This is a genomic window from Micromonospora sp. NPDC047527, assembly GCF_040643015.1.
Taxonomy (GTDB): Bacteria; Actinomycetota; Actinomycetes; order Mycobacteriales; family Micromonosporaceae; genus Micromonospora.
Genome location: NZ_JBEYTK010000003.1, coordinates 287,614 through 302,484 on the forward strand (window position 1 = coordinate 287,614; position 14,871 = coordinate 302,484).

General features: G+C 70.0%; 16 protein-coding genes. 13 read left to right on the plus strand and 3 right to left on the minus strand.

What is annotated here, in order from left to right; genetic code table 11:
• Nucleotides 1-36: 36 nt before the first annotated feature.
• Nucleotides 37-780, minus strand: coding sequence for an ATP-binding cassette domain-containing protein (locus tag ABZ808_RS14370; protein ID WP_357005533.1), 744 nt, complete (start codon nucleotides 778-780; stop codon nucleotides 37-39).
• Between the two features lie 477 nt (nucleotides 781-1,257).
• On the opposite strand from ABZ808_RS14370, the gene ABZ808_RS14375 reads away from it, so the two are divergent.
• The 12 genes from ABZ808_RS14375 (at nucleotide 1,258) to ABZ808_RS14430 (ending at nucleotide 11,416) form a co-directional block, all read left to right on the plus strand.
• Nucleotides 1,258-2,367, plus strand: a complete 1,110-nt coding sequence (locus ABZ808_RS14375; RefSeq protein ID WP_357005537.1) for an amidohydrolase family protein — start codon at nucleotides 1,258-1,260, stop codon at nucleotides 2,365-2,367.
• Complete coding sequence (locus tag ABZ808_RS14380; protein ID WP_357005539.1) at nucleotides 2,364-2,747, plus strand: hypothetical protein; 384 nt, start codon at nucleotides 2,364-2,366, stop codon at nucleotides 2,745-2,747. Before ABZ808_RS14375 ends, ABZ808_RS14380 begins: the two co-directional genes overlap by 4 nt.
• A gap of 323 nt (nucleotides 2,748-3,070) precedes the next feature.
• Nucleotides 3,071-4,276: a substrate-binding domain-containing protein gene (locus ABZ808_RS14385; RefSeq protein ID WP_357005541.1), complete on the plus strand. Its 1,206-nt coding sequence runs from the start codon at nucleotides 3,071-3,073 to the stop codon at nucleotides 4,274-4,276.
• A complete protein-coding gene (locus tag ABZ808_RS14390; protein ID WP_357005543.1) occupies nucleotides 4,273-5,052 on the plus strand; it encodes an ATP-binding cassette domain-containing protein in 780 nt (259 codons plus the stop codon). Before ABZ808_RS14385 ends, ABZ808_RS14390 begins: the two co-directional genes overlap by 4 nt.
• Nucleotides 5,049-6,152 (plus strand): ABC transporter permease, encoded by a 1,104-nt coding sequence (locus ABZ808_RS14395; RefSeq protein ID WP_357005546.1) that lies wholly within the window; start codon nucleotides 5,049-5,051, stop codon nucleotides 6,150-6,152. Before ABZ808_RS14390 ends, ABZ808_RS14395 begins: the two co-directional genes overlap by 4 nt.
• Nucleotides 6,149-7,189 carry an amidohydrolase family protein gene (locus ABZ808_RS14400; RefSeq protein ID WP_357005549.1) on the plus strand — a complete coding sequence of 347 codons (1,041 nt, stop codon included), beginning with the start codon at nucleotides 6,149-6,151 and terminating at the stop codon, nucleotides 7,187-7,189. The genes ABZ808_RS14395 and ABZ808_RS14400 overlap by 4 nt, the downstream gene beginning before the upstream one ends.
• Nucleotides 7,179-7,499, plus strand: a complete 321-nt coding sequence (locus ABZ808_RS14405; protein WP_357005551.1) for a NifU family protein — start codon at nucleotides 7,179-7,181, stop codon at nucleotides 7,497-7,499. The genes ABZ808_RS14400 and ABZ808_RS14405 overlap by 11 nt, the downstream gene beginning before the upstream one ends.
• A gap of 10 nt (nucleotides 7,500-7,509) precedes the next feature.
• Nucleotides 7,510-7,941 carry a heme-binding protein gene (locus ABZ808_RS14410; protein ID WP_357005553.1) on the plus strand — a complete coding sequence of 144 codons (432 nt, stop codon included), beginning with the start codon at nucleotides 7,510-7,512 and terminating at the stop codon, nucleotides 7,939-7,941.
• Nucleotides 7,938-8,822 carry a hydroxymethylglutaryl-CoA lyase gene (locus ABZ808_RS14415; protein WP_357005555.1) on the plus strand — a complete coding sequence of 295 codons (885 nt, stop codon included), beginning with the start codon at nucleotides 7,938-7,940 and terminating at the stop codon, nucleotides 8,820-8,822. Before ABZ808_RS14410 ends, ABZ808_RS14415 begins: the two co-directional genes overlap by 4 nt.
• Nucleotides 8,819-9,973: a CoA transferase gene (locus ABZ808_RS14420; RefSeq protein ID WP_357005557.1), complete on the plus strand. Its 1,155-nt coding sequence runs from the start codon at nucleotides 8,819-8,821 to the stop codon at nucleotides 9,971-9,973. The genes ABZ808_RS14415 and ABZ808_RS14420 overlap by 4 nt, the downstream gene beginning before the upstream one ends.
• Nucleotides 9,974-10,001: 28 nt before the next feature.
• On the plus strand, nucleotides 10,002-10,751 hold the full coding sequence (locus ABZ808_RS14425; protein WP_357005560.1) for an SDR family oxidoreductase: 750 nt from the start codon (nucleotides 10,002-10,004) through the stop codon (nucleotides 10,749-10,751).
• A 29-nt stretch (nucleotides 10,752-10,780) separates the two neighbouring features.
• Nucleotides 10,781-11,416, plus strand: coding sequence for a GntR family transcriptional regulator (locus ABZ808_RS14430; RefSeq protein ID WP_357005563.1), 636 nt, complete (start codon nucleotides 10,781-10,783; stop codon nucleotides 11,414-11,416).
• A 77-nt stretch (nucleotides 11,417-11,493) separates the two neighbouring features.
• Here ABZ808_RS14430 and ABZ808_RS14435 read toward each other — a convergent pair whose 3' ends face one another.
• Both ABZ808_RS14435 and ABZ808_RS14440 read right to left on the minus strand, forming a co-directional pair.
• Complete coding sequence (locus tag ABZ808_RS14435) at nucleotides 11,494-12,207, minus strand: hypothetical protein (RefSeq protein WP_357005565.1); 714 nt, start codon at nucleotides 12,205-12,207, stop codon at nucleotides 11,494-11,496.
• A gap of 95 nt (nucleotides 12,208-12,302) precedes the next feature.
• Entirely contained in the window at nucleotides 12,303-13,178 is an 876-nt protein-coding gene (locus ABZ808_RS14440) for an alpha/beta hydrolase (RefSeq protein ID WP_357005567.1), read from the minus strand.
• Between the two features lie 155 nt (nucleotides 13,179-13,333).
• On the opposite strand from ABZ808_RS14440, the gene argG reads away from it, so the two are divergent.
• A complete protein-coding gene (argG, locus tag ABZ808_RS14445; protein ID WP_357005570.1) occupies nucleotides 13,334-14,785 on the plus strand; it encodes an argininosuccinate synthase in 1,452 nt (483 codons plus the stop codon).
• Nucleotides 14,786-14,871 lie beyond the last annotated feature (86 nt).

The following is a 14,871-nucleotide window of genomic DNA, read 5'->3' on the forward strand; positions in this document are numbered from 1 at the left end:
TCGTTGACCTTTCTCTGATGACGTTGTTCTCGGGTGTCAGGCCTGGGGGAGGGGCGCGGCGGACGCCGCCCCGGTGATCAGGGCGACGATGTCGCCGGATGTCGCGTCGGCGGTGGCGAGCTCGCCCACCGTGCGCCCCTGTCGCATGACCGTGACGCGGTCGGCGACCTTGAAGACGTGTTCGAGATTGTGGGAGATCATCAGCACGGCGATGTCCTGCTGCTTGAGCGCCGTGATGATCTCCAGGACGTGCTCCGACTCGGTGACGCCCAGCGCCGCGGTCGGCTCGTCGAGCATCACGATGTTGCGGCCCCACATGGTGGCGCGCGCGACGGCCAGGGCCTGGCGTTGTCCGCCCGACATCGACGACACGTGCGCGGACAGTGAGGGGAGCCGGGCCCCGATCCGGTCGATGGCCTTCTGTGTCTGCACCGCCATGGCGCGGCGGTCGACCAGACGCAGCAGCCGGGACACGGGGTCACGGCGCAGCGGCTCCCGGCCCAGAAAGACGTTCTCGGCCGCGCTCATTGAGTTGATGAGGGACAGGTCCTGGTAGACGGTCTCGATGCCGGCGTCGAGCGCGTCGGCCGGCCCCGCGAACCGGCGTGGCTCGCCGTCGATCAGGAGCTCGCCGGTGTCCGGCGTGACCACGCCGGCGAGGGTCTTCACCAGTGTGGACTTCCCGGCGCCGTTGTCGCCCATGAGCGCCATGACCTCGCCTCGACGCAGCGTCACCGACGCGTCGCGCAGGGCGCGGACGGCTCCGAAGCTGCGGGCCATGCTCCGCGCCTGCAGAACCGGTGTCGCGGAGGGGGACCGGACATCGTCCCGGCGGCGCTCTGCGCCCCCGGTGGGAGGGGCGGCTGCTGCCTGCTCTGTCATGGCGTGAGAGTCAAGCAATGTATGCAATGCCTGTCAAGGATTTGTGTCGGGCAGATGTCCACCAGATCTCTGACGACGCCCCAGCAGTGCGGCATTCGGCCAGCTAGAGGCCGTTCGAACCGGAATATACCGAGGTAGAGGGCTCCTCCCGGGGTGCCGGCTCCGCTGGCCGGCGGTGCACCAAGTTGTTCTTGACCGACGGGGGGTGCCCCCCTATGTTGTGTACATTCGCAACCCGGGTGGTGGCCCCGGTCACACGGTCCCGGCCGACGGGCACCAGCGCGACAGCGGCCGTGCCCACCCAACGCGCCGCCACCCGCACCCGTTCCCCAGCGGTCGAGGTGAGCTCGGGCTATCGACAAGAACGGAGGCGACATGATCAATGACAGGATCGTCGTGGACGGCGTCGTCCACGGGTACGACTTCCGCCCCGAGAACAGGGCGCCGCACTGCTCGCAGGCCGCGTACGACGGCATGGTGAACGCGCTCTACCGCATCGGCCACACGTCGGTCGAATCGCCGTCGCACAACTACCCCATGACCCGCGACGAGTTCACCGCCGGCTGGACGGCCGAGGAGCTCGCGGACATCGTGTTCGTGGAGAGCGCCGTCGACGTGATGGTCTACCACGGGGTCGAGATCGACGGATTCTTCGACGGCGGCGCCTCGCCCTACGAGCTCGGCCGCGAACTGAAGCGCAGGCACCCGGACCGGGTGCTGCTCTTCGCCCCGGTGGACCCGCTGCGCGGGCCCGCCGAACTCGACCTCATGCAGCAGCGCGCCGAAGAGGACGACATCGACGGGTTCAAGTTCTACCCGACCAACGGCGTGATCGATCCGGAGGTGAACTCCTCCAAGCTGATGCTCCTGGACGACCGTGAGCTGGCGTTTCCTTTCCTGCAGAAGGCGCTCGACCTCGGCGTCCACCACATCGGCGCGCACAAGGCGGTGCCGGCCGGCGCGGGCCCGCGGGTGCTGAACCACGTCGACGACGTGACCTGCGCGGCCATCGCCTTCCCGAGCCTGACGTTCGAGGTGGTGCACAGCGGCTGGGCGTTCCTGGAGGACTGCGCGCTGCAACTGCGGACGCACCCCAACATCTGGGCGACGATCGAGTCGGTGTCGAACATGGTCGTGCGCAAACCGCGCCGGTTCGCCGAGATCGTCGGCATGCTCATGATGCACGGCGGGACCGACCGGATCATGTTCGCGACGGGCGTGCCGTCCGCGCATCCGCAGCCGATCATCGACGCGCTGGTGAACTTCGAGATGCCCCGGGACCTGGTGGACGGCTGGGGGTTCCCGGAGTTCACGCCGGAGCTGCTCGGCAAGTTGCTGGGCGGCAACGCCCTGCGTCTGCACGGCCTCGACGAGGCCGAGGTGCGCTCGAAGGTGGCCGGGGACGAGCTGACCCGGCGCCGCGCGGAGTACGTCGCGCACGAGCCCCGGCCGTGGGCGCTGCACCGTGAGCGGCTGAGCGCATGAGCGTCGGCGACGGTGCCGTGGTCGGCCTGGAGCCGCGCCTGTTCGAGGCCTGCAACAAGGTCTACGACCCGTGCAGCCTCGGGGTCGGCCGGCGGCTGGGGATCGTCGACATGGGCCTGGTCCGGGGCGTCCGGGTGGAGCGGACCCCCGACGGCCGGTTGCGGGCGGCGGTGGATCTGATCACCACCGGGCCGTTCTGCATGTACACGCCGTTCTTCGAGCAGAGCGTGCGGCAGGAGATCGGCAAGCTGGTGCCCGAGGTCGACGAGGTCGAGGTCGAGTGGGGTGACAGCACCGACTGGTCCGAGGCGATGATGACCGACGAGGGCAAGGCGATCCTGCGTATCGGACGGCCCGCTGCGGTGACCGCGACCCGCTGACAGTCCCGGGCCGGCCCTCGGGGCGGGCCGGCCCGCCCCGTCTGGCGGCGGACCGATCCACGGTGCCGGACAGAGGCTAGGAAATACAATCCTTCCTCGCGGAGCCGCGTCGACTTCTGCGCCTCCGGGCGATATTGCCAGCTCGAACAGGGACTATGTTTCGGCAATGTGAACTATTGACTGTAGATGTTGATCGTGTTGGACTGCGATTGCATGCAACCTGAGGCACCGTTTCGCGCTGGACTCGGTCCCTTCACCCCCCCTATGCGCTGACTCATCAGATTCGTTCTTGGACGTCTGCGCCCCACTCAGGGAGTAGCACCGTGACAAACACCCCCAAAGCTTCCCGGTTCCGCACCATCTCCGTCGCGCTCGCCGCAGCGCTGGCGTTCACCACCGCCGCGTGCGGATCGGGTGACGACAGCGCGGCGTCCGGCACCCCCGCCGCCGTCAACGACGAGTACACCCAGATGGCCCGCAAGCTGATCGAGGCCGGCACTGGCGGCATGCTCTATTTCGAGGGCAAGGAAGCCGACATCACCCTCGACAAGATCAAGGTTTACGACGAGTGGTCCGGGCCGACAACGTCGGTCAAGCCGCCGGCGAACGGCAAGTTGAACATCATCGTCTGCAAGATCGGCACCTCCTGCGAGGAGGTCGGCAAGCGGGCCACCGCCATCGCCGAGAAGCTCGGCTGGAGCGCCGAGATCCTGGACGGGCAGGGCTCCCCGGAGGGTTACCAGAAGGCGCTCGCCACCGCGGCGGCCAACAAGCCCACCGCCGTCATCACCGTCGCGATCCCGGAGAACCAGGTCGCCGACGGCCTCGCCGAGCTGCAGAAGGCGAAGATCCCGGTGGTTGGCGTCTCGGCGGTGGCCGAGGGCGGCGCGGTCGGCTACGACGCGCACGTGTCCAGCCGGGAGACCTTCCAGGCGGTGCTCGAGGCGGCCAAGGCCGTCGCCGACTCCAACGGCACCGCGAAGGTCGTCTTCCTCTGGGACGTCGGCTACCCGCACCTGGTCGAGGCGCTGAACGCCAGCAAGCGCGTGCTCGCCGGGTGCACCGGCTGCCAGCTGCTGGAGGTGCGTGAGCGCACCCTGTCGCAGGCCGTGGACCCGATCGAGATGCAGAACATCACGACCTCGCTGATCCAGCGGCACGGCAAGGACCTGCAGTACATCCTCACTCCGTACGGCAACGGCGTGGAGTCCATCATCGCCGCCGTCAAGGCCGCCGGTCGGGACGACATCAAGGTGCTCTCCAAGAACGCCGAGCCCGAGCGGCTGGGCAGCGTTGCCGCGGGTGACCAGCTCGCCGACTTCGGCGCCATCCGCGGCTGGAACGCCTACGCCGCGATCGACCAGGTGGGCCGCCTGGCCGCCGGCCAGCCCGCGCTGCCCGACGCGGAGCAGGGCATCCCGGCGACGGTGTTCGACAAGAGCAACGCCCCCAAGGACGGCGCCGTCGACTGGAACAGCTACGTGAACTACGCCGAGCGCTACGAGAAGATGTGGAGCGAGGCCAAGTGAGCACCGCCTCACCGGTGCTCGAAGCGGTCGGCCTCGGCAAGTCCTACGGTCGGGTGCGGGCCGTCACCGATGTCTCCTTCGACGTACGCCCGGGCGAGATCCTGGGCGTCGTCGGGGACAACGGCGCTGGCAAGTCGACACTGATGAGCATGGTCAGCGGCGCGCTGGCCCCGGACTCCGGTCACCTGCGGGTGGCCGGCCGGGACCTGCTGCCGCACACCATCGGCAACGCCCGCTCCGCCGGCATCGAGATGATCTACCAGGATCTCGGGCTCTCCAACAATCTCAGCATCGTCGAGAACGTCTTCCTGGGCCGGGAGTGGACCGGCGGCGTACGCGGCATTCCGATTCTGCGCAAGAAGGCGATGCGGGTGCGTACCCGGGCGGTGCTCGAAGAGCTCGGCATCGACCTGCACGACATGAACGTGCTCGTGGAGGGCCTCTCCGGCGGGCAGCGGCAGATGGTCGCCATCGCCCGCGCGCTGGTCACCGAGAACGAGCCGCGCGTCATGGTGATGGACGAGCCCACCGCCGCGCTCGGCACCACGGAGTCGGCGGGCGTCAACGCCCTGATCGGCCGGCTTCGCGACCGGGGCTACGCCGTCATCGTGATCAGCCACCGGATCCCCGAGATCCTGTCGATGGCTGATCGGCTGTTGGTGATGAAGGGCGGCCGCAACGTCTACCACGGCACGACCGACGGGCTCGACGTCGAGCGGTGTGTGCAACTGATCGTCGCCGGCGAACTCGCGGCGGCGGGGGAGGTGACCCGATGAGCACATCCACCACCGCGCCCGCCCCGCCTGGCGGGCCCGGGCGGGCGGTCGTCCGGCAGAACGCCGACCGGTCCCGCGCCGGCGCCGGCGAGCGGATCGTCGGCGGGGTCAGCCGGTTCGGGCTCCTCGGCATGCTCGTCGGGGTGATCGCGGTGTTCTCCGTGCTCACCCCGGACACCTACTTCACCACCACCAACTTCCGGCTGATCCTGGTCAACCAGACGGTGACCGTGATCGTGGCGATGGCCGCCACGCTGCCGCTGCTGGCGCACTACCTCGACGCCTCGGTCGGTCCGATGCTGGGCCTGGCGCAGGGCATCAGCATCTGGCTGATCTCGGTGCACGGCGTACCCGTGTGGCTCGCGCTGCTGGCCGTGCTCGCTGTCGGCGTCGCGGTCGGGCTGCTCAACAGCCTGTTGGTGCTGAAGTTCGACATGAGTTCCATCATCGGCACGCTCGCGGTCGGCAGCCTGCTGATGGGCCTGCTCTACATGATCACCAGCGGCCGGGTGCTCTACCAGAACGTGCCGCCGGGATTCACCAGCATCGCCCGCGGCGACCTGGCCGGCATCCCGCTGCCCCTGATCTACCTCGTGGTCCTCGTGCTGGTGCTGGAGTTCATCGTCGTGTGGACGCCCTTCGGGCAGCGTCTGTACGCGATGGACGGCAACCTGCGCGGCGCCGCCCGAGCCGGCATCAATGTACGCAGTTACACCATCCGGGCGTTCGTCGGCGCCGCCGTGCTCTCCTCGCTCGCCGGTGTCCTGCTGGCGTCGCGGGTCGGCTCGGCACAGCCGACAGTCGGCGAGCAGTTCCTGCTGCCCGCGTTCGCCGCGGCCTTCCTCGGCGCCGCCGCGCTGCGTCCGGGCCGGGTCAACATCCTCGGCACCGTGATCGCCGCGTACTTCATCACCTTCACCATCGCCGGTCTGCAACACCTCGGTGCCGCGACCTGGATCGAGCGGGTCTTCAACGGCCTCGCCGTCATCGTCGGCGTCTCGGTCGCCGCGTGGTCCGTCCGCCGCCGCCGTCAACTCGCTGTCCGCCACGTCGAACGACTTGAGAACGACACCGAATCGAAGGGACGCACCACCTCATGAAGAACGACTTTTTCGTCTTCGACAACGCGGTCCACATGTACAAGCTCACCGACGAGAACATCGACTTCAACCACGGTGGCAAGAAGTCGACGAACGCGCTCGTCGAGTACGCCAAGAAGTACTCCGCGCCGGGCTACCCGTACGACGACATCTCCGGCCGGGAACTCTCCGTCGAGGACGCGTACCGGCTCCTGTTCGACGAGTCCGACACCGACCTGGCGATGGCCCAGACGGTGCCCAGCCACGGCGGCTGGAAGCTGGGCTTCTCGCCGGCCGAGAACAACTACAAGCTCAAGGAGGCGTACCCGGAACGGGTGCTGTTCTGCGGCGGCGTCGACCCGATCACCCATGGCCGCTACGGCGCGGTGACCGAGATGATCCGGCAGATCGAGGAGTGGGGCGCCACCAGCTTCAAGTTCTACCAGGCGCACTCCGGCGGGCTGTCCTGGAAGATCGACGACCGGCAGGTCGCCTACCCGCTGTGGGAGACCGCGCTGGAGCACGGTGTGACGAACGTGCAGTTCCACAAGGGGCTGGCGTTCAACACCCAGCACATCGCCGACCTGGCCCCGTTCGACCTGGAGCGCGCGGCACAGGACTTCCCCGAGATGAACTTCATCGTGCACCACCTCGGTGAGCCGTTCATCAACGAGACGATCAACATCGCCGCCCGGTACGAGAACATCCACCTCGCGCTGACCGCCTGGATCAACCAGTACCCGGTGGCGCCGCGGGCCGCCCTGCACGCCATCGGCAAGTGCCTGCTGCACGTCGGTCCGGACCGGCTGCTGTGGGGTTCGGAGGCGTTCGTCTGGCCGAAGGTGCAGGCGTACATCGACCTGTTCGCCGAGATGAGCATGCCCGAGGACCTCCAGGACGGCTACGGCTACCCGGAGATCACCGACGAGGTGAAGGCCAAGATCTTCGGCCTGAACTTCGCCCGGCTGCTCGGCGTCGACGTGGCGGCCAAGAAGAAGGAGTTGTACGGCAAGGGCGGCAAGAAGTCCAAGAAGAAGGACCGCAAGAATGGGCGCTAAGAAGACCACCCGCGCCGCCGACCGTGCCCTGGACGGCAAGGTGCGCCAGCTCGTCGAGGCGCACGGCGGCGGCATCACGGTGGACGTCGACTCCGCCGGCGACGCGCACGTCACCTTCCACGGCCGGTGCGCCGCCTGCCCGTCCGCGCCGGTGACCATGGGTTCGCTGGTACGCCCGACGCTCCTGAAGATCGACGGCGTCCGCTCGGTGTCCCGTAACGGCGCCGTCTCCCGGTTCGCCGAGGCCCGCATCGAGAAGATGTTCGGGCTGTCCGAATCCACCGAACCGCGCGCCGACGGCGCGATCTGAGGAGGTAGTCATGGCGAAGAACCCGTACGTGGTGAAAAAGCAGTCGATCTCCTCCCGCGCCGCGCGGGCGATGGTCGACGCCGCGGTGGCGAAGGCCGGCGAGATGGGCTTCGCGGTCACCGTCGCGGTGTGCGACGAGAGCGGGGTGCTCAAGGCGTACGAGCGGATGGACGGCGCACCCCTGGTCAGCGTCCAACTGGCCCAGGACAAGGCGCACACCGCGGTCGGATTCGGGCTCAGCAGCGACGGTTGGTTCGACTTCATCAAGGATGATGCCCCGCTCGCCATGGGCGCGCCGGCCGCCATCGACCGGTTGGTCACCTTCGGCGGCGGGTACCCGGTGAAGGTCGACGACGTGCTGGTCGGAGGCATCGGCGTCAGCGGCGGCCACTACACCCAGGACATGGAGGTCGCGCAGGCCGGCCTGAAGGCGCTGTCGTGAGCGTCGAGATCGTCGAGGTCGGGCCCCGGGACGGTCTGCAGAACCACCCGGCGACGCTACCGACCGCGCAGAAGGCCGAGCTGGTGCGCCGGGCCGTCGCGGCGGGCAGCCGGCGGGTCGAGGTGACAAGCTTCGTCAACCCCGCCAAGGTGCCCAAGCTCGCCGACGCCGACGAGTTGATGGCGCTGGTCCGCGACGAGCCGGCCCTGGTGCCGATCGGCCTGGTGATGAACGAGCGCGGCCTGAACCGGGCGGTCGCGGCGCGGGTCGCCGAGGTGAACTTCGTGGTCATCGCCAGCGACACCTTCTGCCGGCGCAACCAGGGCATGTCGTCGGCCGAGGCGGTCGCGGAGGTGCTGCGGCTGCTGCCCCGGGCCCGCGACCACGGGCTGCGAACGTCGGTCACGGTGGGGGCCACCTTCGGCTGCCCGTTCGAGGGGGAGGTCCCGCTGGACCGGGTGCTGCGCATCGTCGACGACCTCGAACCGGTGGCGGCGGACGAGGTGGCGCTGGCCGACACCATCGGGGTCGCCGTGCCGTCCGAGGTCGAGCGGGCGTTCACCGCCGTACGGGAGCGCACCGCGGCGAGCCTGCGCGGTCACTTCCACAACACCCGCAACCTGGGGCTCGCCAACGTGCTCGCCGCCGTCGCGGCCGGCGCGCGGGCGATCGACGCCAGCGTCGGTGGCATCGGCGGCTGCCCGTTCGCGCCGGCGGCGACCGGCAACGTGGCCACCGAGGACGTGGTGTACGCCCTGGAGCGCTCCGGACGGAGCACCGGCGTCTCGCTGGACGCGGCGATCGACAACGCCCAGTGGCTCAGCGGGGTGTTCGGGGAAGAGCTGCCGGGGATGCTGAGCCGGGCCGGCGGGTTCCCGTGACCGGGCCGCTGGCCGGGCTGCGGGTGCTGGACCTGACCAGCACCTTCTCCGGCCCGTTCTGCACCCTGACGCTGGCCGACCTCGGCGCTGAGGTGATCAAGGTGGAGCCGCCGGGCGGAGACATCGCCCGCCAGCTCGGCGCCTGCCGCACCCCGGGCATGGCGGCGGTGTTCCTCAACATGAACCGGGGCAAGAAGAGCGTCGTCCTGGACCTCAAGACGCCCGGTGACCGGGCGGCGTTCGACCGGCTGGTGCCGACCGCTGACGTGCTGGTGCACAACATGCGCCCCGGCGCCGCGGTTCGGTTGGCGGTGGCCTACGAGGACATCCGAGCGGTCCATCCGGCGATCGTCTACTGCGCCATCCCCGGCTACCGGAGCACCAGCCGGCACGCCGACCGGCCCGCCTACGACGACGTGATCCAGGGCGCGTCGGGCATCGCCCGGTTGCAGAGCGTCAACCAGGAACAGCCTGGGTACGTCACCACACCGCTCGCTGACAAGATCGCCGGGTTGACGGCGTCCACCGCCATCCTGGCCGCGCTGCGGCACCGGGACGCCACCGGCGAGGGGCAGCGGGTCGAGGTGCCGATGTTCGAGACGATGGTCGCCTTCGGGCTGCTCGAACAACTCGACGGCTGGACGTTCGACCCGCCGACCGGGCCACCGCTGTATCCGCGTACGGCCGCGCCGAACCGCCGCCCGTACGCCACCGCCGACGGCCACCTGTGCGTCCTCATCTACACCGAACGGCAGTGGCGGCGGTTCCTCACCCTGGTCGGGCAGGCGGACCTGCTGGACCACCCCGACTACGACACGGTCGGCAAGCGGATCACCAACGCCGACGGGCTCTACCGGGTCGTGGCCGAGGTGCTGCGCGAGCGTACGACCGCCGAGTGGTTGGTGGAGCTGGCGGCGATCGACGTGCCTTGCGCGCCACTGGCCGGGTACGAGGAGATCCTGCGGGACGAGGAACTGGCCGAGTCCGGCTTCGTGTCGATGGTCGAGCACCCGGTCGCCGGGCGGCTGCGCAGCATCGCCTCGCCGATCAGCATGTCGGCGTCGCCGTTGCCGCCGCCGGATGGGCGGCACGCACCCACGCTCGGCGAGCACAGCGACGAGGTGCTCGTCGACCCCGACGGCCCCCGATGACCGCAGCCAGCAGCAGGAGGAGGGCCAGATGAAGGGCAAGGTCGCCGTCGTCACCGGCGCCGGTTCGGGGATCGGGCTCGCCGTGGCCCGCCGGCTCGCCGCCGAGGGCGCCGAGGTGCTCTCCGCCGACCTGGACGTCTCGGCGTGCGCGGGTCCGGCGGTCGTCGCCGACCTGGGTGACGCGGCCGGCATCGCCGCCGTGGTGCAGGCGGTGACGAGCCGGTACGGCGGGGCCGACGTGCTGGTGAACAACGTGGCGATCGCCCCCTACCGGGACGCCTTCACCGACATCGACGACGCGGCATGGCAGCGCAGCTGGGACGTGAACGTGATGTCCTGCGTGCGCCTGTGCCGCGCGCTCATCCCGCTGATGGCCGACCGGGGCGGCGGCAGCGTCGTGAACGTCGGATCCGAGGCGGCCCGGCACCCGAAGCCGCACATGCTCGACTACGCGGTCAGCAAGGCGGCGCTGCTCAGCCTGGCGAAGGGCCTGGCCCAGGAGTACGGCCCCCGGGGCGTACGGGTGAACACCGTCGCACCCGGGCCGACGCGCACCGCCACCATGAACGCGTACCTGGCGTCGGTCGCCGACCGGCTGGGCATCGACGTCTCCACCGCCGCCGACCACGTGGTGCACGAACTGCGCAAGTTACCGCTCGGCCGGATGAACGAGCCGGAGGACGTCGCCGAGGTCGTGCTCTTCCTCGCCAGCGACCGCTCGCGGCAGGTGACCGGGTCGGAGTACGCAGTGAACGCCGGATCGACCGCGTCGATGTAGGTTCACCATCGGTGAACGGAGGGGGACGCATGGGCCGAGCCACTCAGTCCGCGTATGAGTCGATCAAAAACCGCATTCTCGGGGGGACGTACGAACCGGGCAAGAAGCTCTCCGAGGAGGATCTCGCCGCCGCGGTGGGCGTGAGTCGTACACCTGTGCGAGAGGCGCTGCGCAGGCTGCACGCCGAGGGTCTGGTGGACTGGGAGGCCAACCGGGGCGCGACAGTCCCGGCCTGGCGCAAGCAGGACCTGGAGGAGATCTTCGAGCTGCGGGCGCTGCTGGAGGGGTACGGGGCGGAGTTGGCCGCGGCGCGGATCACAGCGGACGAGATCGCCCGGCTGCGTGAGCTGTGCACCGAGATGGAGGGCTACGCGGCCAGCCAGCGAAGCGACCGGGCGGACCCGATCGCGGTGTGCAACGCGCAGTTCCACGAGATCATTCTGGGCGCTGGTCGGAACCGGCGGTTGAGCGCGCTGCTCGGCGCGGTCGTGCAGACGCCGCTGGTCAACCGGACGTTCCGCCGGTACAACGAGGCCGCGATGGCACGCAGCATGTCGCACCACCGGGAGTTGATCGACGCGCTGGAGGCGGGTGACCGGGCCTGGGCGGGTTCGGTGATGCGGGCGCACATCCTGGCCGCCCGCGCGACGCTCGGCAAGCCCTGACCGACCCCCACGTGACCGGTTCCGGCCGGGCCTCGACGCCGGTGCCGTGATCGGATCGGGCCGTCGAGGTGGCCGCGTCAGACCAGGAGGCGCTCCCGCAGCATCGCGCCGAGGTTGATGCCACCGACCGGGCGAGGGCCGGTCGGGTCGTGCACGGCGAGGGTGTTGTTGCGGCGCATCAGCTCACGGACCGGAGGTGGCAGCCGGGGTGGGTCGTCCACGGCGGTGAGGAGCTGCCCGGCGCTGGAGATCAGTCGATCGGCCAGGGTGGCGGCGTCGGTGTCCACCCGCACCCGGCCGTACTCCCAGCCGGCGGTGGTGAGGTCGAGGACCTCGAACATGCGGGTCAGGATGGGGTGCGGGTCGGTCACCCGGTCGAGCCGGGGCGCCTGACCGCCGACCACCGTGACGGCGGCGGCCACCTGCGCGTACGGGTGGAAGCCGGACGGCAGCGCGAACAGCGGCCAGCGCAGCGCCGGGCCGGCCTCCATCCACAGTGGCCGGTAGTTGCGGCGATTCACCACGAGCCGGCGGCCGGTTCGTCGGTGGATGTCGTGGGCCTGCGCCAGTAGGTCCGTGTGGGCCTCGTCGGCGACCTGACCCACGATCCGGGCCGCCACCACCAGGCCGTCATCGCCGTCGAGCATCCCGGTGATCGCCTCGACCTGCTCGGAGAACCGGACCCGGGTGTGGCCGCCGTACCGCTGCTGAGCGTCGCGCAGCAGCGCCTGCTGCCGCTCCGGATCGAGTTGGACCCGCCCGCCGCCCAGCAACCGCCGGAGCCACCGCATTGCGCCTCATTTCAGCAGAGCCCTTTCGGACCGCCATGGTAGTGCGTCGACTGTCCCTTCTGTCGTGTCGGGGTGGCCAAGCGAGGCCGGGTCGCTCAGCCGCCGTCCAGGACGTCGCGCAGCCGTGCCGCGAACTCCTCGGGCTTGCCCGCGTAGCCGAACTCGCCACCGAGGAAGCCCCCGTGGTGGCTCGGGAACACCACGGCCTCCTGGCCGAGCAACGCCGCGGTGCCCAGGGCCGTACGCGCGGTGTACGTCCCCGTCGACTCCTCGCCGACCGCGATCACGATCCGGGTCGGCGCCGCGGTGAGCGCGCTGGCGTCGGGGCGGTAGTCGGTGATCGCCCACGAGTTCTGTGACAGCAGCGGATCGTCGCGGCTGCCGTCGTCGTCGGTCGGCAGGCCGAACATCGCCGGGTCGGGCGTGGGCTGGGCGAAGTAGGCATCGGTGAACTCGCCCTGCCAGGACGTCATCGCGATGAAGGCGGCCATGCCCGCGCCGTTGCCCCCTGCCTGGTACGCCTCGTAGAAGGCGGCCCGGGCGCGCTCGGCGGCGGTGGCGTCGGGGAGCACGGAGTTGATCGGCGGCTCGTGCGCCACCAGCGTGACGACGTCACCGGGGTGGGTGGCGACCAGTTCGAGTGCGGTCACCGCGCCGCCGCTGCTGGCGAACACGTCGACCGGGCCGGCGTCGAGCGCCTCGATCAGCAGGTGCAGGTCGGCCGCCTGCCGCTGCGGCGTGTGGTCGGAGCGGCCGTCGGTGCGGATGCTGCGGCCCAGCCCGCGCGGGTCGTAGGTGACCACCGTGCGGTCGGTGAAGTGCGGGGCGAGCGCTCCGAAGCCCTCCGCCGTCATCGGCTGGCCGATCATGAGCAGCGCGGGGCGCCCGTCGGCCGGGGGTAGCGGACCGCGGACGTCGTAGACCAGGTCGACGCCGGTTGTCGCGAGGGTGTGCGCCTGCGGCTCTGTCATTCGGTGAGACTACGGCCGGTGGGGTCGGATCGGGGTGCGCGAACCGCACCCGGGACGGTCGGGTCCTGGGCGAGTGACCGTGGCGACCGGCGAAAACTCGTGGCGTCGACCACTTCTCTATGCATGACCATGCGGCATGGTGCATACTCTTCCTCGTGTCCAAGGTTCTCACCTCCCTGCCCATCGGTGAACGTGTCGGCATCGCCTTCTCCGGCGGCCTCGACACCTCGGTGGCCGTCGCGTGGATGCGCGACAAGGGCGCCGTCCCCTGCGCCTACACCGCCGACATCGGCCAGTACGACGAGCCCGACATCGACTCGGTGCCCGGTCGCGCGCTCAGCTACGGCGCCGAGGTGGCCCGGCTGGTCGACTGCCGTGCCGCCCTGGTCGAGGAGGGCCTGGCCGCGTTGACCTGCGGCGCCTTCCACATCCGTTCGGGCGGGCGGGCGTACTTCAACACGACCCCGCTGGGTCGGGCCGTGACCGGGACCCTGCTGGTGCGGGCGATGATCTCCGACGACGTCCAGATCTGGGGCGACGGCTCGACGTTCAAGGGCAACGACATCGAGCGGTTCTACCGGTACGGCCTGCTGGCCAACCCGCAGCTGCGCATCTACAAGCCGTGGCTGGACACCGACTTCGTCACCGAGTTGGGTGGGCGCAAGGAGATGTCGGAGTGGCTGCTGGAGCGCGGCCTGCCATACCGGGACAGCACCGAGAAGGCGTACTCCACCGACGCGAACATCTGGGGCGCCACGCACGAGGCGAAGACCCTTGAGCACCTGAACACCGGCATCGAGACGGTCGACCCGATCATGGGAGTCCGGTTCTGGGACCCGTCGGTGGAGATCCCGACCGAGGATGTCTCGATCGGCTTCGACCAGGGTCGCCCGGTGACGATCAACGGCAAGGAGTTCGGCAGCCCCGTCGACCTGGTGCTGGAGGCCAACGCCATCGGCGGTCGGCACGGCCTGGGCATGTCGGACCAGATCGAGAACCGGATCATCGAGGCCAAGAGCCGCGGCATCTACGAGGCGCCCGGCATGGCGCTGCTGCACGCCGCGTACGAGCGGCTGGTCAACGCCATCCACAACGAGGACACGCTGGCCAACTACCACAGCGAGGGCCGCCGCCTCGGCCGGCTGATGTACGAGGGGCGCTGGCTGGACCCGCAGGCGCTGATGCTGCGCGAGTCGTTGCAGCGCTGGGTCGGCGCGGCGGTCACCGGCGAGGTGACGTTGCGGCTGCGCCGGGGCGAGGACTACTCGATCCTGGACACCACCGGCCCGGCGTTCAGCTACCACCCCGACAAGCTGTCGATGGAGCGTACCGAGGACTCGGCGTTCGGTCCGTCGGACCGGATCGGTCAGCTCACCATGCGCAACCTGGACATCGCCGATTCGCGGGCGAAGCTGGAGCAGTACGCGACGCTCGGCATCGTCGGCGGCGGGACTTCGCAGCGGATGGTCGGCGCCGCACAGGCCGCGTCGACCGGGTTGATCGGCGCGATGCCGGAGGGCGGCGCGGAAGCCATCGCCTCCCGGGGTGTCTCGTCCGCTGACGACGAGGCGCTCGACCGCGCCGCGATGGAGTTCGGCGTCGACTGACCGCCGCCCTCGAATGTCACCCGACGGCCCGCCACGCAGCACGCGTGGCGGGCCGTCGCCGTCGGTGCGGCCGACCGCCTGCGGAC

Excerpts from the sequence above, each read along its gene's own strand:
- ABZ808_RS14370 (WP_357005533.1), bottom strand. The coding sequence starts at position 780 with ATGGCCCGCAGCTTCGGAGCCGTCCGCGCCCTGCGCGACGCGTCGGTG.
- ABZ808_RS14375 (WP_357005537.1), top strand. The coding sequence starts at position 1,258 with ATGATCAATGACAGGATCGTCGTGGACGGCGTCGTCCACGGGTACGAC.
- ABZ808_RS14380 (WP_357005539.1), top strand. The coding sequence starts at position 2,364 with ATGAGCGTCGGCGACGGTGCCGTGGTCGGCCTGGAGCCGCGCCTGTTC.
- ABZ808_RS14395 (WP_357005546.1), top strand. The coding sequence starts at position 5,049 with ATGAGCACATCCACCACCGCGCCCGCCCCGCCTGGCGGGCCCGGGCGG.
- ABZ808_RS14400 (WP_357005549.1), top strand. The coding sequence starts at position 6,149 with ATGAAGAACGACTTTTTCGTCTTCGACAACGCGGTCCACATGTACAAG.
- ABZ808_RS14405 (WP_357005551.1), top strand. The coding sequence starts at position 7,179 with ATGGGCGCTAAGAAGACCACCCGCGCCGCCGACCGTGCCCTGGACGGC.
- ABZ808_RS14410 (WP_357005553.1), top strand. The coding sequence starts at position 7,510 with ATGGCGAAGAACCCGTACGTGGTGAAAAAGCAGTCGATCTCCTCCCGC.
- ABZ808_RS14425 (WP_357005560.1), top strand. The coding sequence starts at position 10,002 with ATGAAGGGCAAGGTCGCCGTCGTCACCGGCGCCGGTTCGGGGATCGGG.
- ABZ808_RS14430 (WP_357005563.1), top strand. The coding sequence starts at position 10,781 with ATGGGCCGAGCCACTCAGTCCGCGTATGAGTCGATCAAAAACCGCATT.
- ABZ808_RS14435 (WP_357005565.1), bottom strand. The coding sequence starts at position 12,207 with ATGCGGTGGCTCCGGCGGTTGCTGGGCGGCGGGCGGGTCCAACTCGAT.
- ABZ808_RS14440 (WP_357005567.1), bottom strand. The coding sequence starts at position 13,178 with ATGACAGAGCCGCAGGCGCACACCCTCGCGACAACCGGCGTCGACCTG.